Here is a 21171-nt window from a genome sequence, read left to right as displayed (position 1 = left end):
GAGTAAGGATGGTATATGGTGCTCAAGTCGCTAGAGTAAATCTCAAGGATAGGGCGGAGCGGAAAGAGGTTGACAGCTTTCTTGGGGAATTCGGCCTAATCTTAGAGGGGGATGTAGACTATACTTGCGTTGTACGGGATGAAGAACCAAGTTCCCAGTTCTCACTGACGGAGAGGGCTCCCATTGTCGCTACTTGCTCAAAGGCTAAAAATGTTTTAAAGTGTTTTGCCATAGCCCATGACCTGAGGGGAGAGGGGATGGCTGCCACCTTAGTCACAGCCTTAATCGATAGACTCTTCAGTGAAGGGATACATCACTATTTTGTGTATACCAATCCCTGCCAGGTTAAGATTTTTTCGGCTCTGGGGTTTAAGCTTATTCATCAGAACCAAAGGGTTGCCCTCTTAGAAAATGGATTTTATGATATTAGCCAGCATTTAGAGGAACTAAAAACTACATATGATATTGGGACTGCTGAAAGGGCAGCTTTGGTAATGAACTGCAATCCCTTTACCCTGGGGCACCAATTTTTGATTGAAGAAGCAGCCCGTAACCATCGAGAGGTTCTTGTCTTTATTGTGGAAGAGGACAAATCCCTGTTCCCTTTTGCTGTCAGGCTGGCCCTAGTTACTGAAGGAACCAAGCATTTGCCTAATGTTAAGATCATACCAAGCGGAGAGTATATAATCTCATCTGCTACCTTTCCTGCCTACTTCCTAAGAGAAGAAGGGGAACGACTTCAAGCTTATGCGGAGTTAGATGCTTCGATATTTGGCAAATATTTTTGCAGCAGCTTTCAGATCCTAAAACGCTATGTTGGAGAGGAACTCTATTGTCCGGTGACAAAAGCCTATAATGAGACTTTGAAGAAGGTGCTGCCAATTTACGGGGTCGAGCTGGAAGAAGTCAAGAGGATACCCTTTGCCGGTGAACCGATTAGTGCTTCAAGGGTTAGAAGCCTGCTCAGGGAAGGAGAAGCGGCTAATCTGATCAACCTTCTGCCTGAAGTCACCTTAAAATTTCTGGACACCAGCCCAGGAAGGGAGATAGTGGAGAAAATCCGACAAACCCACTCTCCACATTAAGCTATGAGAAACTATACTGTCGGGGATTTACTCGAAGCCAGAGAGAAGAGGGTTCAACAAATTGAACAGCTTATCAAAGGTTATGGAAATCCTCTCTTAGCGCTGAGAGTAAACTACCCGGGGCTTAAAAAGACCAATGAGCTTACCATGACCATCATTCGGGAAATGGGTGAGCTGCTATCCTCAATGTTTGAGCTAAAACTAGCTTATAAGACATTGCGGCAAGGGGCAGAAGGGCCGATTTTCATGGCTGTAGTCCAAAAGGATGTCTTTGCCTTGAAAAAATTAGCTGTTGAGTTCGAAGAAAACCATGTTCTGGGACGATGTTTGGATCTCGATGTTTATGATCACTCGGGGAGAAGTGTGTCACGGCAGGAGCTGGGATACCCCAAGAGAAAATGTTATCTATGCGAGGATTATGCCCAGCATTGCGTAAGAGCACGAAGGCATCCGGAACATGAGGTTATACATTATATTGAAGAGAAGTTTCGAAACTATCGAGGTTTAAAAGTCAGTACGGCTCTAAACGCTAAGATCTAAAAACAAAAAACACTGGAGGGAGCGTAAGAAAGACGGTAAGGCCATACTTTATGGTCAGACCGACTGACACAAACCTTAAGCCATTTTAAAGCGAAGATAACAAAAAAATAGACAAAAATAAAACAAAATAAACACAAATATGAAACATGAAACATAGAAACGAATAAGATCGATAGTCCTGAAACCCTCAAATGTCTTAGCTTACCGATCAAAGAAAAGAAAATGGAGCTCAAACTATGGAGAGAGAAGGAAGAACCGAGAGTTTTAAGGCGCAAGCAATTGAGATAGCCAGTCTGGCCGTACAAGCAATTCTCTATGAGGCTTCCTGTCATCCGTCGCCGGGGTTAGTTTCTGCGATTTCAACCGGCGCTCATAGCGACATGGATTATTTTACGTTTTTAGACAGTGCTTCAGCCTTGATAAGTCCCCTGATTCAGTGTGCCCAAGCAGGTCTTTCTCCCGAGAGTCCGAAGGAAATATTTCAAAAGATAAGATCCATCGGACGATTAGGTGAGCAGAGAATGTTTGCTAAGACTCGGGGAGTTAACACTCATAAAGGCACAATTTTTTTACTGGGAATCTGTTGTGCCGCAGCCGGAAAGGCCTTATACTCAGGGGCTGGCTTTGCCTCCCTGCGGAGTATTATTCAAGCTATGACTGAAGGGTTAGTGGAAGGGGAATTAAGTGCCAGAAACCAAGAATTGGCAAGCACAGATCCTACAACGCTGACTCATGGTGAAAGGCTCTATTTAACCCACAAGGTTGAAGGTGTCCGTGGAGAAGTACAACGGGGCTTACCCATTGTCTTTGATATAGCCTTAAATGTTTATCAGGAAAACCGTGACTTGAGCCTAAACTCCAGGTTAATCCAAACCTTGGTAGCCATTATGCAGTTTTGTGAAGATACGAATATTTTACATAGGCATTCGATGGAAACCTTAAGAGAAGTGCAGGCAAGAGCCGTGAGGATCATTGCTCTTGGCGGTATGAAAACACCGGCCGGAAGTAAAGCCATTGACGATCTGGATAAAGACTTTCGTCAAAGAAGGATAAGCCCGGGTGGAAGTGCTGATCTTTTAGGAGTTACGGTTTTTGTGGCTCTTTTAGAAGACCTTTTCAATGGAAGATAATCATTAAGACGCAAAAAAGCAAGGCTGGAGTCAAATCCTAGCCTTGCTTTTAGTATGGATCGTATCTGTAATTAATTCATAGAATCAATAATTGACTCTACTTGATCTTCAGTCAGTGTACCGTCTGTTACGAGACTATCCAGAATAGTCTCCAATCCACCCTCGTTGTTACCTTTTTGTCTAGCTGATTGGAGGGCTGTTTTAATGGCATCTTCTTGGGCCTGAGAAAGAGTACCGGTTGTTACTAGAGTATCTAAGACCGTTTTAAACCCACCATTACCTCGGTTCCGATTTTCCCCGGAATCCGTGGGTTTAGCAGCTGCGAGAGCGGCTTGGATCGCATCGACTTTGTCTTGAGTAAGTGACCCGGAAGTCACAAGGTCAGCGAATATAGCTTTAAATCTGTTGCCGCTGGGTTTGGTGGGCTGTTCACCGGTTTTAGAATTCGTGGGTTTAGCTGCTTCGAGAGCAGCCTGGATGGCATCAACGTTGTCTTGAGTAAGTGTTCCGGATGTCATAAGGTCAGCGAGAACAGTCGCCAATCTGTTACCGCTGGGTTTGGCAGGCTGTTCCCCGGCAGCAGGTTCTGCAGGTTTGGTCGCTTCAAGAGCAGCTTGGATGGCATCAACTTGACTCTGAGTGAGTGCCCCGGAAGTTACAAGGCTATCGAAAATCGTCGTAAATCTATTCCCATTAGGTTTGGTAGGTTTTTGCTTTTCCCCAGACATAGAATCCGAAGGCTTTGCAGCTTCGAGAGCGGCTTGGATAGCAGTAACATCGTCTTGAGTAAGGGTTCCAGAAGTTTCAAGATTATCCAAAACAGTCTTAAACCCTCCGGCATTTCCTCTGGCATTATGATTAAATTCGGACTTAACTTGAGAAGAATTTGGAGCTTGAAAGTTCATAGGGTTTGCCAATACTGCAGATGCCGATAAAAGGGTGGTAAGGGCTGTGGCTATTAAGATTGTTTGAGCTTTTTTCATAGTTTAGGGGCCTCCTTTAATGTGTTGTTTTAGAGTTACGAGTTATAAGGTGCAAGTTCAAATATTTACAATAAACGTACTTAATCTGAGGGTAAGGTTTTGATCCCCACTGAAATGATTCCTTATGTAGTAACAAAGCTAAGAAAATCACGGGGGATTTTTGGTTTATAGAGTTACCTTAATAGAGAATAATCGTGAAATGATTAAGGTTAAAACATTGCTGGTTGGATTTTCTTGGAACGAAGCAGTAGCTAGCGGAATGGTTTAAAAAGCGTTCACCTCCTTTTGACAATGTTATTATGCAATAAGACTCTGAAATGTAGCTGAGGTTTAACTGAAAGTCTACTGAAAAATTAAACTTAACTATTTCTCACTTCCTAAAGAAATAGTTTCTTCCACAGGAAGGATTATGAAGATATAAAAAGAATAAAGTAAAAGTAAGCGGGAAACGGGGAGGATTCTGATTTCAACCAACCATAGAAAAAGCATATTAGGGAAGATATGAGAAAAAACTCTTATATAGGAGGTAGATTAATGAAAAAAAACAGTCTGAGATTATTAACCCTAGTACTTTGTTTCTTTTTTGCTGTCCTAATAGTCCCGAAAGTAACCCTTGCGGCGAGTATTCCTTCAGCACCCACCGACCTTACGGCCAGTGCCGAAAGCTCCAGTGAAATTTATTTGGATTGGGACTCTGTCAGTGACGCAGCATCCTATTATGTCTATAGGGCAACTTCGTCGTCAGGTACTTATTCCAAGATCGCCACAACCACAACCTCTCGTTATACAGACTCCGATTTGAGATCGGAAACTACCTATTATTACAAAGTAGTTTCAGTAAACAGTGCCGGTACAACAAGCGCCTACTCTTCTCGAACCTCTGAAACTACCCTGGACTCTGATGACGATGATGAAGATGACTCCCTGTCAGCACCAAAAAATCTAACCGCCACCGCCGAAAGCTCCAGCGAAATCTATTTGGATTGGGATTCGGTCAGTGCGGCAACATCTTACTATGTTTACAGATCAACCACATCATCAGGTACCTACTCTAAGATTGGGACAGCCACATCCTCCCGCTATACAGACAGTGATTTAGACGAGGACACCACTTATTACTATAAGGTCAAGACGGTTAGGAACTCAAAAACAAGCGAGTTTTCTTCGAAGGACTATGCTAAGACCCTAGACGAAGACGAAGATGACGATGAAGATGACTCATTGTCAGCCCCAACAGATCTTACCGCCACCGCCGAAAGCTCCAGCGAAATTTATCTGGATTGGGATTCGGTCAGTGAGGCAACATCCTATTATGTTTACAGATCAACCACATCATCGGGCACCTACTCTAAGATTGGCACAGCCACATCCTCTCGTTATACAGACAGTGATTTAGACGAGGACACCACTTATTACTATAAGGTCAAGACTGTTAGGAACTCAAAAACAAGTGAATATTCTTCCAAAGACTATGCCAAGACCCTGGATTCTGATGAAGATGACGACGAAGATGACTCATTGTCAGCCCCAACAGACCTTACGGCCAGGGCCGAGAGCTCCAGCGAAATCTATCTGGATTGGGATTCAGTCAGTGACGCAACATCTTATTATGTGTACAGATCAACGACTTCGTCGGGAACCTACTCTAAGATTGCGACAGCGACATCCTCAAAATATACAGACAGTGATTTGAAATCAGATACCACCTATTACTATAAAGTTAAGGCTGTTAGGAACTCAAAAACGAGTGAATATTCTTCTAGAGATTACGCAACCACTGATAAATCTGACGAGTCAGATCTATCCACACCTACAGATCTGACCGCAAGGGCCGAGGGTTCCAGCAAAATCTATTTGGATTGGGATTCCGTGAGTGAAGCAACATCCTATTATGTCTATAGCTCGACGACTTCCTCAGGAGCATACTCCAAGATCTCGTCAACAACGACTTCGAACTATACCGATACCGGCTTGTCACCGAATACTACCTATTACTACAAAGTCACTGCTGTAAACAACTGGAGCAGCAGCAGCTATTCCTCCAGTGCTTATGCAACCACTGCTAAGACAGACGGCACTACTACTCCTTCACAACCTTCCTCAGATATCCAGTCTGATCGCTTAGCCGGCGAGGATATGTATGGAACCTCTGCAGAAGTTGCTAAGTCAGGATGGACCACTTCTTACTATGCCGTTATCGTAAGCGGGGAGAACTTCTCGGATGCCTTATGCAGTGCTCCTCTGGCCCAAAAATATAACGCTCCCTTATTACTAACCACTAAGAATAGTTTGCACGAACAAACAAAGACTCAGCTTGAACGTTTAAAGGTGAAAAAAGTAATTATCATCGGTGGAACAGGTATTATATCCTCTGGAGTTGAGCAAAGTATCAAAGACCTAGGGATTGGGGTAACCAGGATCGCCGGGACTGATAAATACGACACATCGATCAAAATTGCCCAGGCAATGGGGGAATTTGACCAAGCGGTGATTGCCAGTGGAGAAACCTTTCCCGATGCTTTATCAATTGCGCCCATAGCTGCCATGAAAGGCATGCCTATTTTGCTTACCCCCAAAGATAAATTGCCTGCAAACATCGAAGGGTTTTTAGAAAAGAATGTTCAAAGCACCTATGTAGTGGGAGGGACAGGGATCATCAGTGATAATGTCCTTAAACAACTTCCCTCTCCCAGAAGATTGAGCGGAAATACCAGGTATGATACAAATGTAAGTATTATTAAAGAATTTGCGGATCAACTCGATTTCAGCACATGTTATGTATCAACCGGGGAAAACTATGCCGATGCCCTAGCCGGGGCCGCCTTAGCCTCTATAACAAATTCCCCTGTGTTTTTAGTCAGTGATCCTGTAGATCCGGTTACCATTAACTTCTTTAAGAGCAAGATTAGGAGTATTAAGAAAGAAGTTATTTTTGGAGGAATAGTTGTTGTACCCAACAGTATTCTAATCAACATTGATCAAAAAGATTATGATGATTACGATACGCCAACCGCTCCGAAAGGGTTAAAGGCAACTGCAGTAAGTTCCAGTCAAATAAATTTAAGCTGGGATTCAGTGAGTGATGCTACATCCTATTATGTTTACGGTGCCACCTCATCTTCCGGAACCTACTCTCATATTGCCACAGTGTCCACCACCAGTTATACGAATACAGGCTTATGGGCGGATACAACCTATTATTACAAGGTAAGAGCGGTAAACAGTGCCGGCTCAAGCCCTGACTCAGCAATGGATTATGCTAAAACGGATTTGCCTGACTAAACCATTATTCAGTTTCTCAAATGAAAGGCTTCGGATGCATTGTGCTATTCGAAGCCCTTTTGTTCTACTACCAGAAAGTATAAGGGCAACCAACGGTTTCGCCTCATTTGTGAGTATGCGTTTAAGGCTCGGCGAAGCCGGGTTTTCTTTAAGCTATTGCATTTATTTGGGATGAGTGTAAAATAAAAACAGGTGTTAAGAATATTCAGAAGATGCTGTGTCTTGTGGCGGTATCTATTCCAATGAAGAAAAAGCATGAAGTAAAAACATTGAAGAAAATCATGGAGGAGGGTATGCAAGATGAAGGAAATAACTGTCGAAGAAATAATTTCTGCCGTGGAAAATCTTTGTATTGAAGCAAATTACAACTTGGGTTCTGACATAATGGCCGGGTTTCAGCAAGCTTTAAAGGAGGAGCCCTCTCCATTAGGTCAAGAAGTACTGGAACGCCTAATCGAGAACGCAGAAATTGCTAAAGAGGAAAGAGTTCCCATGTGTCAAGACACAGGGATGGCTGTACTCTTCGTGAGTATTGGTCAAGACCTCCATGTAGTGGGGGGAGGCCTGACCGAGGCCATCAATGAAGGGGTTCGGCGTGGGTATGATAAAGGTTACTTGCGCAAATCTGTTGTCAAAGATCCCTTTGATCGGGTTAATACCGGTGATAACACCCCGGCAGTTATTCATTACGATATTGTCCCGGGTGAGGAATTACGCCTGATAGTGGCTCCCAAGGGATTTGGCAGCGAGAACATGGGTGGCTTAAAGATGTGTAAGCCTTCCGAAGGACTTGAAGGGGCGATGCAATTTGTTGTGGACACCGTTGATCGCGCAGGTGGAAATCCCTGCCCTCCCATTATTGTGGGGGTGGGTGTAGGCGGAACCATGGAAAAAGCTACTTTCTTAGCTAAAAAAGGTTTATTAAGAGAAGTAGGCAAGCATAATTCTGAGGAACGTCTGGCCAAGATCGAAGAAGAGTTATTAGATCGTATCAATCGCTTAGGGATTGGGCCCCAAGGGTTTGGCGGAGTTACTACCGCACTGGCGGTCAACTTAGAAGTATATCCCACCCATATTGCCGGAATGCCTGTCGCAGTAAACATTGGCTGTCACGCCACTCGGCATAAGGAAATCGTCTTACAAGGGAGGAATGCCCAGTGAACGGAATTATCCGAATTGAAGCGCCGCTAACCCAAGAGAAGCTCAGATTCCTAAAAGTCGGAGACAATGTCTTGATTAATGGGGTTATTTATACAGGGCGAGATGCAGCCCACAAGAAAATGGTTGAATCCATAGAACGAGGGGAAGAACTGCCCTTTGATGTGCAGGATCAAATTATCTACTTTGTAGGCCCGACACCGGCTAAAGAAGGGCAAGTGATTGGTTCCGCCGGGCCAACCACCAGCGGACGCATGGATGCCTATTCCCCCAAGCTTATCTCACGAGGATTAACCGGGATGATCGGTAAAGGTCTTCGCTCGCCGGAAGTGATTGAAGCGATGAAGAAACATGGGGCCATTTACTTTGGGGCAATTGGCGGCGCGGGTGCACTGATTGCTAAACGGATTGTATCAGCAGAGGTTATCGCTTACCCGGAGCTGGGCCCTGAAGCGGTACGGCGTTTAGTGGTTAAAGATTTCCCGGTTATGGTAATCATTGATCACGAGGGCAATAATCTCTATGATCTTGGAAAAGCTCAATACAGAAGAGTGTAACAATCACAAAAGCTTCACAATTATAAGGGGCAAAAGAAGGGTTTTTTGCGGTATAATAAGGATATTCATTAAGATACCGCAAAAACCCTTTGATAGGAGATGCTGAGTATGAATTGCCCGCTATGTGAAGCGCGAGATGTCGGTCGGATTGGCCGTGAACGTTATTACTGCAGAGAGTGCTGCCATGAATGGACGAAAGGCGATGGAGTTGTTAAAATCTATGAGGTGTTGTCAGATGGATCGGTAGAACGCTTGGAAACTAAGCCTGAACCAGAATCATATGCTCGTACCTTATCATCACATTCCATTATCCGTCGGCGTGCAGGATAAAACGTTTACACAAGAACTTAAATAATTTTTGTGGAAAGAACATATGAATGAGTTCCAATCTAAGGAAGAGAGAGCTGTTAGGCTCTCTCTTTTGCTTGTATCGGGCTTTGATCATCCTTCTAGATTATGGGCTGTTTGGCAAATTGATTAAAACTATGAATAAATAATTTAGGGTTTACTGCAGGATTTCGTCGAGTCGCCTAGAAATGTACAGCATATAGGAATTACTTTAAAGTAGTTAGAGGAGAGTTTGTTTGTGACTGAACTTCGACGAGATATTAGTTATCAATGGACAGGCGAATCAGTAGAATGTTCAAGTGAAATTCATTGGGCTATTGAGGAACAAGCCAATGGAGTTTTTGCTGTTATTGTTAATTCTCCCGGCGGAATCTTAACCGGCAAGCAAGTGCGTGTTTTGGCCGAGATCGTAGGCGATGATGGAGTTATCAAGAACACCCGCCGGATGACCTCGCTTTTGCTTATTCCTAAAGAAAAGGTCGCTCAAGCTTTAGAGAAGATTCAAGAGGTGGGGCTTCGGGTAGCAAATTTGCATAAAAGTGTTCGCAATATTACTTCCTGCCCAGGTAAGGGGTTTTCCTCGAATTCACGGGGAGATACTTTAGAGCTGGCCAGGCTGCTGGATGAAGAGTTTTATGGAACGATTCTCCCTTGGGATTTTAAAATTGGGATTTCGGGCTGTCCTCGAAATTGTACAGGTGTCCAGTGCAACGATCTTGGACTGATGGCTGAGCCCAGAGGAAAATATTCTCTTTGGCTTGGCGGCAAAGAGTCAGGAATGGATCCTGTACACGGAGTCTTAATCCGTAAAGGAATCCCACGAGAACAGGTGATCCCTGTCGTAAGGCGAATTTTGGATACTTATAACTCAAAGGCTGAGGAATACAAGGAAGAACTCGGCCCTCGAGCTCGTCTTTATCGAGTTATTGAGAAGACTGGACTTGAATTATTTAAAACTAAGGTTGAAGAATTACTAAGCAACTAGGCCTAATGTAAGTGTCTGCTTACTTAAGAAAGGAGCGAGAATATGGCAAACCAAGGATTCAGTAAGCTTAGTGCTTATAAAGCCTTTACTAAAATGGATAAATCCTGTGCAGATGGATGTAAATGTTCGGTGCTGTGTCAATTGTTTATGGCCAAGGAATTTTTGAGTTTATCTGCTCAGACCGGGGAGAAGTTCTCAGACAAGATTCCTGAGGATATTTTGGATATGTTCCGCAGTGTTCCGGTAATTCCTGAACGATATAAAAATATAGACCTGCAAGAAGCATTCATTGAGGTGCAAAGTATCTGCGATAACTGTGCCACCGACGAGCATGACGCTTTCTGCACAGTTAATGTTGTATTAACTGCTCTGGGAATTATTTTAGAAGGCAAAGATTATATAACGGAAAAAGATAAGGAAATGCAATAGCATTTAAAGACAAAGACGGTCATCAATCCCGGTATTGAGATCAAGAATAAGGTCTTCGGATTTCAAAAAGGGCATAGAAAGGGTGAATAAATTGATAAATTTGCATCAATTTAGTTTGGATGAAGCTGTAAGATTACTGAGAATTGATGGAGAACAGTTGACCCTTCTCAAAGAGATTCGACCAATTATTGAGCAAGATTCTGAAGAAATTATCCGCAATTTCTACGCTCATGTAACGACTTTACCGAATTTAAAAGCAATCATTGACCGATTTTCTTCGGTAGAAAAGCTGAAAGTGACTATGAAAAAGTATTTGTTTTCACTCTTTCCCGATAAGCTTGATGAAGAGTTTTTGCAGTGGAGAGTTACGATCGGGGAAGTTCATAGTCGAATTAACTTGCCGCCCTTTTACTATTTAAGCGCCAATCAAGCGTTTTGTGACGAGATTATTCCCCGGATTTTTAAACACTATCGTAAGAAAACTGACCTGGCCATTCGGGCTAGTTTAGCCTTTCAACGCATCCTGAGTTTTGACCAGCAAGTGGTTATGGCTAGTTATATCCAGTCTTATATGACGGAAATTGACAAGAAGGCTGAGCTAGAGAAGGCTTTAACAGAAATAGACAGCTTACAACGCAGTGTTAGTGAAGCCAGCCAAGCTTTAGCTGCAACCTCGGAAGAAACTGCAGCCTCGGCAGCAGAAATGAATCAAGCAACCGCTCAAATCTCGGGCAATGCCTCTGAGGCGGCAGAATTTTCCCGTCAGGTGGATGTCTTGGCTCAAGAGGGGGTTCGAAAGATTCAAGCCATCTCGGACACAATTTTGCGCTTGGCCGGTATGACTGCTGAAATGCAAGATAAAATGAGCGAACTTGATAAAAGTTCTGCCCGGATAGCCTCTGTAACAGATGTGATTAAGGAGATTGCTTCTCAAACTAATCTTTTGGCCTTAAATGCGGCTATCGAAGCGGCTCGGGCCGGGGATAGCGGCAGAGGTTTCGGAGTAGTAGCTGAGGAAGTCAAAAAACTCGCTAACCACTCTGAACAATCCGTTAAAGAAATCAGCGCCTTAATCACAATAACCAAACAAAATACCGTTGCCGTAAATAACTCAATTGCCCAGACAACTGAGGCCATGCAGGGCGCTGCCTCAGAGGCGGGGCAAGTAGTAGATCGTTTCGGGGAAATAATGGCTGCCATCAACGCCAGCATCAAGCAAGTACAGGGAATCGCTCAACAGATTGATGCTTTATCCTTTACCGCCAGCCAAATTGGAGCGGCATCTGAAGACGTTGCTAATTCAGCAACATCACTTGCGCAAATGGGATTGCGCGATTAGCATCAGTAGTTAGTCTAATGGGAGGTCAGCAAAATTGTTTGAAGATGCTTTCTACATTCGACAGATGTGGAGCTTTTCCCGGGCACTTGATCTGGGTTTGATCGATGAAGAAATTGAAAGAGGCTTGGATGTTACCTTGGGAGAGCGACATGGAGAACGAGTTGCTTATATTGCCATGCGTCTTGGTCGTTTCCTGGGGCTCAACAAGCAAGAGCTTGTTCATCTTACAATTTCGGGACTGCTTCATGACATAGGGGCATTCGGATACTTCGGTGAATATAACGGGAACAGACATGTCCTCGAGAGACATTGTTTGTCCGGCGCTCTGATTGTAGAGCGTTTTCCCTCCGGCAAAACCCTGGCCAATGCAATTAAACATCACCATGAAACACCTGATCCTATGTACGGTGCTTTAGGTGCTCCGAACGAAGAAGTAACCATAATGGCCCGAATTTTGTCCTTATCGGATCAAGTGGATCTTATGCTAAAACGGAAGTTAGCCAGTCGTCGACAGAGAGAAGAAATTATTGAATGGATTAATGATCAAACGGGGACATTATTTTTCCCGGAAGTAGCGCAGGCCTTTAGGCAAGTTGCTAAGAAAGAGGCCTTTTGGTTAGATTTAGAGCAGCCGGATCTGCTACAAATAGCCCTAGGACTCTTATTTGATCAGTGGTCGTTGCCAGCCACTCGGGAATTAGAGATTAGTTTCACTTATCGCTTGGCGGAAACCTTCGCTGATCTGATTGACCAAAAAAGCAAGTTTACAGCACGTCACTCTCGTTCGGTTGCCACAACAGTTGAACGTTTAGCTAAAGGGGTCGGATGGGAAGAAATACGGTTACATGAGATTTATGTGGCAGGATTACTACATGACTTGGGCAAGCTATCAATTCCCAGGAAGATTTTAGATAAACCCGGATCTCTTGATCCGGCTGAAGTAGATATAATCAGGACGCATACATATTATACACACCGCTTGTTGACTGAAGCAGGCTTGCCTACACGTATCGTAGAATGGGCAGCTCATCATCATGAACGACTTGATGGCAGAGGGTATCCCTTCGCCTTGGGAGAAAAAGATCTTGATGAAGGTGCCCGTTTAATGGCAATCGCCGATATTTTTGCAGCGTTAACTGAGGATCGACCTTATCGACCTGCTATGAGTTCAGGTGAGGCTCTAGCTATAATTGAGCGCGGAATGGGGACGATATTGGATCCGGGTCTGATTAAAGTGGCTAGACGGGTACTTTAGGGGGAAACTAGGGGACTCGTGTGACACAGCTCTCGGTCTTACAACGCAGAGCAAATTAACTTGACCCAATCGGATTTTTTATTAGCTCTATAGCCCGCACGCTTCTCTGGGGTTTGCATATCCTATAGCGGTATGAAAAGACATCTGTAAAAGAGTGGCTCAAATGGCTGGCTGAATGAGAGAGTTACTCCCCCGCCAGGGAAGAGAGGCCAAATGGTGCATCGATGCACCATTTGATTTTAAGGTTTCTGACGCCAAAGGCTGTTTTTCAGTTGCATAGTTATCAATCCGAGACTCCCGCATCTATAAGTGAGTGTTCCGATTTCCACTTCGGTGGGGGTAGAATCCCCTACCGAAGCCCCGATGTTCAGCTTTAGCTGAACGAGTTCACTAAGAAACTACCCGTAAACCCTTGAGAAGTCTAGACTTTTCACTAAATTAGCAAGCCTTATTTCGTTCTATGATATCATCTTTTCAGTTTAATTTTATTAAATTTGAAAGGATGTTTTTTATGTCTTTTCCAAGCTTTTGGAAATGATTTATGATAAAGTGGGAGAAAGGCAAAAATAGTAGCAATGAAATGAAACAGTCAGGAAAGGGAGATTAGCTTGTTTTACCCTTTTGAAATGGAACAATATCTGGAAACACTGTTAGGTGAACGGGATCCTCTGTTGCGTGAAATGGAAGAACAGGCTTTAAGAGAAACAATTCCGGTTGTGACCCCTATGGTTGGCAACTTTCTCAATTTACTGGTACATATGAGTAAGGCACAGGCTGTTCTAGAGGTGGGGACTGCAATTGGTTATTCGACAATTTGGTTAGCCCGGGCAGCTAAAGAGACCGGCGGGCATGTTACCACCATTGATATGAATAAGGATCGTTTATTTCGAGCACAGGAATATATTAAACGTGCGGAACTTACTAATCATGTCACTGCCTTGGAAGGGGATGCTCGGAAAATTCTAAAGACCCTCGATTCAATGTTTGACTTTGTCTTTATTGATGCAGCAAAAGGAGAATACTTAGAGTACTTAAATTTAATTTACCCATTAATTTCCCCGGGGGGACTGCTGGTGGTGGATAATGTCCTCTTTCGGGGCTGGGTCGTGCCGGGAAGCAGCTTTGCTTCTAAATATGATCGTATGGTGGGTGGGTTGCGGCAATTTTTGCAGGAGCTGTCTTCCAACTCGGATTTTTCTACCACAGTATTGCCCTTTGGTGATGGAGTGTCGGTTAGTCGGCGGATAGATACATGACTTCTAAGCAACGTTTTGGAGAAATTGATCTCTTGAGGGCAATCGCCATAGTTTTAATGGTTATATTTCATCTCGTTTATGATTTGAGAGAGTTTGCCGGTGTTAAGATTAACTATCAAGACCCATTTTGGTTTCTGCTCGGAAAAACATCGGCCCTACTTTTTATGTTTCTTTCAGGTCTGGCCAGTGGCTTTAGCAGATCTCCCATCAGGAGAGGAGTTAAGGTATTGCTTTTGGGGATGGGGATTACGGGAGTAACTTACTTAGCGCTGGGAGATATGTACGTACGCTTTGGGATTCTTCATTTCTTAGGTGTAACAATGATTTTAGCACCATTTTTATACTCTCTAGCTTCCTCGATTCTTTGGGCACTTGCGGGTGCTTCTGTCTTGCTGGGGTTATGGTTTAAAAAGGTACTGGTTGAAACAAGTCTTTTGATTCCCTTTGGTCTCTTATATAAGGGGTTTGGGTCGATTGACTATTACCCTCTATTACCCTATGGCAGTGCGACTTTTTTAGGAATTCTTGCTTATCGGCATTTTTATGCTCAGGAATCAGAGCCTGTATTCGCTTTGCAGCTCAACTCTAAGCCTATTATCTGGTTGAGCCGAAATTCTTTAATGATTTATTTGGTGCATCAACCCATTATTCTCTTTGTCATTTTCGGTTTTAAATTTATCCGATGACTACCAGCCGTAAGACTCCCATCTTCTATAAGTACGAAAGCATCCAGTACGAAACCCGGGTGAGGGTTTCGCCCAAGCCGCCTGCACCCAAGAAAAGCATAACGGCGCGGGTTGCTTTCGCCGAACTGCAAACTACAGAGAACAACTTTAGCGGTGAAGAGGAGATAACGGCTGCTACGTCCCTGGATAGGTTCTTCTTAGCTTCAGCTGGAGTAAGCATTCCTCTCAGGCAAACTCCATCGGAAGCCAGGAATCACTTGATCGGACTTTTTTAGTAATTCGTTCAGTTAGGACTAACCAATGATTTTCGGGAAATAGGAAGGGAGTCACGGATATGGCCATGTTTGTTCATGAACATTTGATGCAGGCAGTCTACTTTGCTCCTCGAGGAAAGAAGCGTCTCCTCTTTTTGGGGACAAATATTTCTCAACGCTATTTAAGTCCTGAGGATAAGCTGATAGGATTTGTCGGGGATGCCGGGGCTGGGAAATCCCTGCTTATTCGCGGAATGTTTCCGGGATTAGAGCTCACCAATGACGACGATGGGATTAATATTCGGCCTTTACCCCTGATGGATGATGCAGACCGGGGGCATTTTCGTTCTCACACTTATCACTTAGATGTTCGATTTGAGTCGGCGTTTACTCAACCTTGGAAAATAGCTGAAGCGATTCAGAAAGCAATATCTAAAGGGCGTCGTGTGGTTGTTGAGCATTTTGACCTGGTTTACCCTCAACTGGAAATGAATGCCGAAGTGATGATTGGAGTGGGGGAGGAAGTAATCGTAACCCGGCCAACGGTTTTCGGTCCGGAGCCCCAAAGTATAGCGGACATTGTCTTTGATTCTATAAAGTACCGGCGCATGGCCCACAGTGCTGAGGACATTACATCGATGATTTTGGAAGAAATGGGTTTGCCAAAGCCGGAAGTACATAGTGACATAAAACACGGCTTTGTCCTAGAGCTGCCCGAGAAACCCGATATTGATTTGGATTTGGTGGAACAACGAGTTCTGGATTTAATCAAGGCAGACTTACCGATTTGTTTTGCCAATGACGATCACATACGGGTTGGGGAAATGCTTTATCCTTGTACAGGTCCTCGAATTCATATTCGGCGCTCCAGTGAAATCAAAGGTTTTAATCTACTAAAGGAATTTAGGTTTGACCCGATTGCTCAGCTTTACACCATCGCCGGAATTGTCGGGGAGGAAGTAACACCGGCTCGGTCACTGGATTTATCAAGTGTGGCTAGGCAGTCCCTGCGTTAAGAAGTGGGTGCGTCTAGCTTTGGGATGCTGGAGGATGGAAATAGGGTCGCTCGGGGCAGGGCGGCTTCGCCCACATCCGCACACCCAGCATTCCGAGGCTGGCCTACTCGCTTAGGCGGGAGCTCTGCCAAACCTCTGGGTAATACCTGATGTGAACCGCTGGCCATGACGATAAGCGGACGAGCTTATCGCCACACTGCAAACATATTAAGCATACTCCTGCAGTGTGGATTGGCCGAGTGTCCCCGTAGCCCACGAAAACACTGTTTTCGCACGGATTACCCTTCTTAAAAGACATGTCTTCGCACGAATTAGCCTACTTGCAGGACGGCGAGAGGGGACCTGTGGCTCGCTTCCCGCCCAAGCCTTGTAGGCTTTACCGCCTCTCCATGCAATGGGTTCACTTCTGTGGATCGAAGCCGCCCTTCTTTCGGGTCTATTCGTTAAGAATGCTTTGGGACATTTTCTGGGTAGGGCAAGGAAGTGAGTCTGGCTTAAATTAGTAAAAATTTTACTTTTAAAGCCTTGCGATTAGCGTTTCTCTTCTGATTCTGATAAACTAAATATTGACATAAAAGACTGCCGTAGAAAGGTAAGGTATTAATATGCAACGTTCTTATAGTCGAGGAAATGATCATTTACGTCCGGTGAAAATCACTCGAAAGTTTACAAACATCCCCGAAGGTTCGGTTCTTATAGAGATCGGAGAAACCAGGGTTTTGTGCACTGCCAGCGTCGAAGAAAAAGTACCGCATTTTCAGAAGGGATCAGGGAAAGGCTGGGTTACAGCAGAATATTCCATGATTCCTCGCGCAACCCAAACTCGGACTCAGCGTGAGGCCAGTAAAGGCAAGCTCACCGGCCGAACTATGGAGATCCAACGTTTAATCGGTCGTGCTTTGCGATCGGTTATTGACTTGAAGAAACTTGGCGAACGTACAATTTGGCTTGATTGTGACGTCCTCCAAGCGGACGGCGGAACCCGAACAGCGGCAATTACCGGAGCTTATGTGGCCTTAGTCGATGCAGTTCAATATTTGCTGGATAAGAAACTTCTTAAAACAAATCCGATAGAGGATAGCTTAGCTGCAGTTTCCGTGGGTAAGGTTCAGGGAAATGCAGTTTTAGACTTAGACTATGAAGAAGATTCTCAGGCGGAAGTGGATATGAATATTGTCATGACAGGTGCAGGAAAGTTCGTGGAGATCCAAGGAACGGCAGAAGATATTCCCTTTGATCGCGAGGATCTGAATAATTTTTTAGAACTTGCTGAAAAGGGGATACGTTCCCTAATGGATGCTCAGAAAGCTGCGGCGGAGACATCTGTATGAAAATAATATTGGCCACTCAGAATAAGGGGAAAATTCGAGAGCTCCAAGAACTGCTTGGAGACGCAGACATTGAAGTGCTTTCGCTAAAAGATATTGAAGACTGGGAAGATGTCGAGGAGGACGGAATAACCTTCGCAGACAATGCAGCCCTCAAAGCGAAAGCCGCGGTTAAGAAAACCGGTTTAATAGCCTTAGCCGACGATTCCGGGCTGGAGGTAGATGCCTTAGCTGGCAGCCCCGGTGTATATTCTGCCCGTTTTGCGGGAGAACCTAAAGATGATGAGCGAAATAATGATAAGCTGCTTCAAGAGTTGAAAGAGGTTGCTGATTCCCAACGACAGGCTCGCTTTCGTTGTGCCTTAGTCATAGCAACTCCGGATGGAAAAGAATTTCTTACAGAGGGCACTGTCGAAGGACAAATCTTAACTGAACGCCGTGGAAGGGACGGATTCGGTTATGACCCTCTCTTTTTTGTGCCGGAGTATCAGCGAACTATGGCCGAGCTGACTTTGAGCGAGAAAAACCGCCTCAGTCACCGGGCCCAGGCATTCCGTAAAGCAATCCCCATCCTTCAAACTCTAAAGGGTAAAAGCTAGCCTAAGCATAAGCACCGCTTTTCTACTCCAGAAGATAACGACTCGGGTTAGGCACTGGGAAGCCGAAAAAGCAGATGAAAATGACTCTTAAATTTTTTAAAACTTTTTTTGATTTTTTTCTTGACGAAACCTTAAAGATGAGCTATACTAATCAAGTCACCAACGGGGTATAGCGCAGCTTGGTAGCGCGCCTGCCTTGGGAGCAGGAGGCCGGGGGTTCAAATCCCTCTGCCCCGACCATTTTTTCAAGACGAAGTTCGAGGTTCAAATTTATAGTGGTACAAGCTGTTGTTTGACAATAGGAGTACTCGATAAGCTGTAAATTTGTAGACCTGGGAGTTTGAGCTGGCCCTTTTAAGATGCGCCTGTAGCTCAGTTGGATAGAGCATCTGCCTTCTAAGCAGGTTGTCGGGGGTTCGAGTCTCTCCAGGCGCACCAACAAACAAATTTATGGTGGGTGTGGCGAAGTGGTTAACGCACCGGGTTGTGGTTCCGGCATTCGTGGGTTCAAACCCCATCACCCACCCCATAAAGAAAAAGCACACCGAGAATTAATTCTCGGTGTTTTTTTATGTTTTCTAGAAAGTTAGCTTTTAGCGCAGACTTTCTACAATATCCAGGCCAACAAGGCTGCCACTTTATTTTACAAGGGGACAGGTTCTTAGTTATGCATATTAAGAATCTGTCCTTTCTTTAACTTGTTAAATTCCCTCATGTTAGACGTAAAATGGCCAAGTTTCTTTTTGACCCCCCTAAAAATAGTTCTGGCTTCGTAAAGATATTATGAAAGGTGCGCATTATTCAAGATTTATAACGAAAGAGGTAGATATCATTGAAATCAATCACAAAAGGGAAAAAATTAAAGAAGCAACTTGCTGTTGCCGTCACAGCAGCACTTTTAGCGTTTCCGCTTAGCGCGACCCTTGTCTTAGCTGAAACGTCTGCCCAGACCACTTCAAGTGCAGATGCCGTAACCACAAGTGCAGGAACTACAGAATCCACAACTGCGGAGACAACGGCCGTAGACGTAGTGAGTGCGGATGCAGATAGCACTGAAAGCACAAGCGCAGATACCACAAGTACAGATGAATCAGGTACGGACGTATCAGCAATAGATAATACAAGTACAGAAACAACCGACCAGGACGATAATACGGACACTAATAGTGAGGATGCAACAAATTCCGAGGATCAAGACACTGATAAGGAAGATACCGAATCGACGACTGTTGTAGATGCAGACGGCAACGCAATTGATCCGGCCAATTGGTTATCAGAGCTTATAGGTAAACTCAAATTGGCTTTGACCTTTGATCCCGCTCATAAGGCCGAGTTGACTCAGGAGCAGGCATTGGAGAAGCTGGCTAAGGCTCAGAAATTGATGACTGCTGGTGAAGCCGAAGAATCTGAGAAGGCTTTTACAGAGTACGCAGACAAAATCACCAAGGCTCAGGAATTTTTAGAGCAAATTGAAGATCCTGACTCAGAAGAGGCCCAAAAGCTGACAATCGCTCTTACGAATGTCAATCAAAACAACATAAAAGTATTAGGTAATCTGCTCGAAAAACTCCCTCCCCAGGCGGCTCAAAAGCTGGCTCTTAATGTAGTACGTTCTATGGAAAAAGCGGTTACAAAGATGGAGAAGCAAGAGGCTAGAAGCAATGCAGTGGCTGCTGAAGAGACAGCAGCGGGAACCGGCGATGATTCAACAGAGTCAGAAGTCAGAGGTGTAGCACATAACAAAGCTTTAGAAAAAGAAGCTAAGGTTGCCTTGAAAGAATTTAAGAAGACACTTAAAGAAAACGGAAAGCTCCAGCTAAAGGACGATCAAGAGGATGCTGAACAGGAGGATAGCCAGGATCAGGCCTCAACAAACGAAGTGACTGTGACTGAACCTGCATCCTCTCAAGAAGCTTCCTTGGCCAATACTCAGCCAACATCTGTAACAATTGCTCCTGCTAGTATAGAGTCTTCATCAACTGTTGATAGATCCTCTAAGAAGGAAAAGACAGAGCAGAACAAAAAAGCTGACAATGGAAATGATAAGGCTAAAGAAAAAAGTGACAACAAAAAGCATTAGAAACAAAAATCTGAGGGATAATAAGTGAATGCCTGCTAAATAAAATTTACCGGAAAAATGGAAGCGACCTAAGAGCAAGTCTTTTAGGTCGCTTTTCTGAATGTCTCAACTAAGCCTTTAGTAGGTAAGACCTTAGCCTCTCCTCAAAAAACGGAGTTATTACAAACTCCAGATTATTCGTGATATACTTATTTATCCCATAAAATCAAGGGTGAAGGGGGAGAAACCATGGGTAAAGCAAAGCCCGGTCCCGACGATTTGCGCCGCTTAATCGGTTACTCAATAATTACATTTTTAGGCGTCTTTTTATTTATCCCAGTGATATGGTTCATTCACCTATTCTCAAATGACCCAGGACTGTACATGCGCTGGGGTGTCTGCTCAGCCGCCGTTATCCTATTCAATATTATGTTTTACTTTTGGAAATATCCCGAGAATTGGCTGGCTAACTTACTGGTTTTAATCGGAGTGGATCTAATGGTTTTGATCTTTGAATATTTTTGGTTGATTCAGAGTTTAGGCTGACGACCTTTCATGGAACCGCTTTAAACGGTTCTTTTTAGTTACCGCTTTTTCTGCTTTTTGCTTATTGCTTATTGTAGAGGCAGCTAAGGGGTTGGGGGGATAAATTTTAGGACAGCCAAGGCTGTCCCTTACAACAATCAACTATGACTAGGATCTGAACTTTCATTATTTAAAACATCCGTCTTTTTAGCGATTACATTAGTTTTTGGTGTTAGTATTTGAGGCTTTTGAGCGTTTCCTTCTGGTACAAATTTAAAATTATTTTCTTTGCCTAAAGTTGCCATAATACTCTCCTTTTACGCTAATTTCTTAGTCTGGGTAAAATATAATCGGTTG

At 44.1% G+C, this 21171-nt stretch carries 20 protein-coding genes and 3 tRNA genes; 21 read left to right on the top strand and 2 right to left on the bottom strand.

Annotation, left to right across the window (positions count from 1 at the left end):
- Positions 1-8 precede the first annotated feature (8 nt).
- The 3 genes from citC (at position 9) to citG (ending at position 2755) form a co-directional block, all read left to right on the top strand.
- Entirely contained in the window at positions 9-1085 is a 1077-nt protein-coding gene (gene citC, locus DESMER_RS20480; RefSeq protein WP_014904981.1) for a [citrate (pro-3S)-lyase] ligase, read from the top strand.
- 3 nt (positions 1086-1088) lie between these two features.
- The gene (gene citX, locus DESMER_RS20475) at positions 1089-1625 is read left to right on the top strand and encodes a citrate lyase holo-[acyl-carrier protein] synthase (RefSeq protein WP_014904980.1); all 537 of its coding nucleotides are present in this window, start codon (positions 1089-1091) and stop codon (positions 1623-1625) included.
- A gap of 236 nt (positions 1626-1861) precedes the next feature.
- Positions 1862-2755 (top strand): triphosphoribosyl-dephospho-CoA synthase CitG, encoded by an 894-nt coding sequence (citG, locus tag DESMER_RS20470; RefSeq protein ID WP_014904979.1) that lies wholly within the window; start codon positions 1862-1864, stop codon positions 2753-2755.
- A 71-nt stretch (positions 2756-2826) separates the two neighbouring features.
- Here the strand turns inward: citG and DESMER_RS20465 are convergent, their stop codons facing one another.
- A complete protein-coding gene (locus DESMER_RS20465) occupies positions 2827-3738 on the bottom strand; it encodes a hypothetical protein (protein ID WP_014904978.1) in 912 nt (303 codons plus the stop codon).
- 534 nt (positions 3739-4272) lie between these two features.
- Here DESMER_RS20465 and DESMER_RS20460 point away from each other — a divergent pair.
- The 18 genes from DESMER_RS20460 to DESMER_RS20375 all read left to right on the top strand — a co-directional run bounded on the left by DESMER_RS20460 (position 4273) and on the right by DESMER_RS20375 (position 20835).
- Entirely contained in the window at positions 4273-7020 is a 2748-nt protein-coding gene (locus DESMER_RS20460; RefSeq protein WP_014904977.1) for a cell wall-binding repeat-containing protein, read from the top strand.
- A gap of 300 nt (positions 7021-7320) precedes the next feature.
- Positions 7321-8181 carry a fumarate hydratase gene (locus DESMER_RS20455; protein ID WP_014904976.1) on the top strand — a complete coding sequence of 287 codons (861 nt, stop codon included), beginning with the start codon at positions 7321-7323 and terminating at the stop codon, positions 8179-8181.
- Positions 8178-8735 (top strand): Fe-S-containing hydro-lyase, encoded by a 558-nt coding sequence (locus tag DESMER_RS20450; protein ID WP_014904975.1) that lies wholly within the window; start codon positions 8178-8180, stop codon positions 8733-8735. Before DESMER_RS20455 ends, DESMER_RS20450 begins: the two co-directional genes overlap by 4 nt.
- Positions 8736-8843: 108 nt before the next feature.
- Positions 8844-9065: a hypothetical protein gene (locus tag DESMER_RS20445; RefSeq protein ID WP_014904974.1), complete on the top strand. Its 222-nt coding sequence runs from the start codon at positions 8844-8846 to the stop codon at positions 9063-9065.
- A gap of 256 nt (positions 9066-9321) precedes the next feature.
- The gene (locus DESMER_RS20440; protein WP_014904973.1) at positions 9322-10068 is read left to right on the top strand and encodes a nitrite reductase; all 747 of its coding nucleotides are present in this window, start codon (positions 9322-9324) and stop codon (positions 10066-10068) included.
- Between the two features lie 42 nt (positions 10069-10110).
- Positions 10111-10497 (top strand): hypothetical protein, encoded by a 387-nt coding sequence (locus tag DESMER_RS20435; protein ID WP_014904972.1) that lies wholly within the window; start codon positions 10111-10113, stop codon positions 10495-10497.
- Positions 10498-10588: 91 nt separating this feature from the next.
- Positions 10589-11836 carry a globin-coupled sensor protein gene (locus tag DESMER_RS20430; protein ID WP_042334054.1) on the top strand — a complete coding sequence of 416 codons (1248 nt, stop codon included), beginning with the start codon at positions 10589-10591 and terminating at the stop codon, positions 11834-11836.
- Between the two features lie 34 nt (positions 11837-11870).
- The gene (locus tag DESMER_RS20425) at positions 11871-13091 is read left to right on the top strand and encodes an HD domain-containing phosphohydrolase (RefSeq protein ID WP_014904970.1); all 1221 of its coding nucleotides are present in this window, start codon (positions 11871-11873) and stop codon (positions 13089-13091) included.
- Positions 13092-13699: 608 nt separating this feature from the next.
- Entirely contained in the window at positions 13700-14347 is a 648-nt protein-coding gene (locus DESMER_RS20420; RefSeq protein ID WP_014904969.1) for an O-methyltransferase, read from the top strand.
- Entirely contained in the window at positions 14344-15033 is a 690-nt protein-coding gene (locus DESMER_RS20415) for a heparan-alpha-glucosaminide N-acetyltransferase (RefSeq protein WP_014904968.1), read from the top strand. Before DESMER_RS20420 ends, DESMER_RS20415 begins: the two co-directional genes overlap by 4 nt.
- A 334-nt stretch (positions 15034-15367) precedes the next feature.
- Positions 15368-16303: a hypothetical protein gene (locus tag DESMER_RS20410; protein ID WP_014904966.1), complete on the top strand. Its 936-nt coding sequence runs from the start codon at positions 15368-15370 to the stop codon at positions 16301-16303.
- A gap of 605 nt (positions 16304-16908) precedes the next feature.
- Positions 16909-17634 (top strand): ribonuclease PH, encoded by a 726-nt coding sequence (gene rph / locus DESMER_RS20405; protein WP_014904965.1) that lies wholly within the window; start codon positions 16909-16911, stop codon positions 17632-17634.
- The gene (locus DESMER_RS20400; protein WP_014904964.1) at positions 17631-18230 is read left to right on the top strand and encodes an XTP/dITP diphosphatase; all 600 of its coding nucleotides are present in this window, start codon (positions 17631-17633) and stop codon (positions 18228-18230) included. The genes rph and DESMER_RS20400 overlap by 4 nt, the downstream gene beginning before the upstream one ends.
- A gap of 163 nt (positions 18231-18393) precedes the next feature.
- Positions 18394-18470, top strand: a tRNA-Pro gene (locus DESMER_RS20395).
- Between the two features lie 121 nt (positions 18471-18591).
- Positions 18592-18668: transfer RNA gene (locus DESMER_RS20390), tRNA-Arg, on the top strand.
- Between the two features lie 15 nt (positions 18669-18683).
- A tRNA-His gene (locus DESMER_RS20385) sits at positions 18684-18759 on the top strand.
- Between the two features lie 303 nt (positions 18760-19062).
- Positions 19063-20310, top strand: coding sequence for a DUF5667 domain-containing protein (locus DESMER_RS20380; protein ID WP_014904963.1), 1248 nt, complete (start codon positions 19063-19065; stop codon positions 20308-20310).
- A gap of 228 nt (positions 20311-20538) precedes the next feature.
- The gene (locus DESMER_RS20375; protein ID WP_014904962.1) at positions 20539-20835 is read left to right on the top strand and encodes a hypothetical protein; all 297 of its coding nucleotides are present in this window, start codon (positions 20539-20541) and stop codon (positions 20833-20835) included.
- Positions 20836-20972: 137 nt separating this feature from the next.
- Here the strand turns inward: DESMER_RS20375 and DESMER_RS24085 are convergent, their stop codons facing one another.
- On the bottom strand, positions 20973-21119 hold the full coding sequence (locus tag DESMER_RS24085; RefSeq protein ID WP_014904961.1) for a hypothetical protein: 147 nt from the start codon (positions 21117-21119) through the stop codon (positions 20973-20975).
- Between the last annotated feature and the right edge of the window lie 52 nt (positions 21120-21171).

Source organism: Desulfosporosinus meridiei DSM 13257 (genome assembly GCF_000231385.2).
Taxonomy (GTDB): domain Bacteria; phylum Bacillota; class Desulfitobacteriia; order Desulfitobacteriales; family Desulfitobacteriaceae; genus Desulfosporosinus; species Desulfosporosinus meridiei.
This window is presented reverse-complemented; position numbering and strand designations above follow the sequence as displayed.

Excerpts from the sequence above, each read along its gene's own strand:
- DESMER_RS24085 (WP_014904961.1), bottom strand. The coding sequence starts at position 21,119 with ATGGCAACTTTAGGCAAAGAAAATAATTTTAAATTTGTACCAGAAGGA.
- DESMER_RS20460 (WP_014904977.1), top strand. The coding sequence starts at position 4,273 with ATGAAAAAAAACAGTCTGAGATTATTAACCCTAGTACTTTGTTTCTTT.
- citX (WP_014904980.1), top strand. The coding sequence starts at position 1,089 with ATGAGAAACTATACTGTCGGGGATTTACTCGAAGCCAGAGAGAAGAGG.
- DESMER_RS20400 (WP_014904964.1), top strand. The coding sequence starts at position 17,631 with ATGAAAATAATATTGGCCACTCAGAATAAGGGGAAAATTCGAGAGCTC.
- citG (WP_014904979.1), top strand. The coding sequence starts at position 1,862 with ATGGAGAGAGAAGGAAGAACCGAGAGTTTTAAGGCGCAAGCAATTGAG.
- DESMER_RS20445 (WP_014904974.1), top strand. The coding sequence starts at position 8,844 with ATGAATTGCCCGCTATGTGAAGCGCGAGATGTCGGTCGGATTGGCCGT.
- rph (WP_014904965.1), top strand. The coding sequence starts at position 16,909 with ATGCAACGTTCTTATAGTCGAGGAAATGATCATTTACGTCCGGTGAAA.
- DESMER_RS20415 (WP_014904968.1), top strand. The coding sequence starts at position 14,344 with ATGACTTCTAAGCAACGTTTTGGAGAAATTGATCTCTTGAGGGCAATC.
- DESMER_RS20435 (WP_014904972.1), top strand. The coding sequence starts at position 10,111 with ATGGCAAACCAAGGATTCAGTAAGCTTAGTGCTTATAAAGCCTTTACT.
- DESMER_RS20465 (WP_014904978.1), bottom strand. The coding sequence starts at position 3,738 with ATGAAAAAAGCTCAAACAATCTTAATAGCCACAGCCCTTACCACCCTT.
- citC (WP_014904981.1), top strand. The coding sequence starts at position 9 with ATGGTATATGGTGCTCAAGTCGCTAGAGTAAATCTCAAGGATAGGGCG.
- DESMER_RS20375 (WP_014904962.1), top strand. The coding sequence starts at position 20,539 with ATGGGTAAAGCAAAGCCCGGTCCCGACGATTTGCGCCGCTTAATCGGT.
- DESMER_RS20410 (WP_014904966.1), top strand. The coding sequence starts at position 15,368 with ATGGCCATGTTTGTTCATGAACATTTGATGCAGGCAGTCTACTTTGCT.
- DESMER_RS20455 (WP_014904976.1), top strand. The coding sequence starts at position 7,321 with ATGAAGGAAATAACTGTCGAAGAAATAATTTCTGCCGTGGAAAATCTT.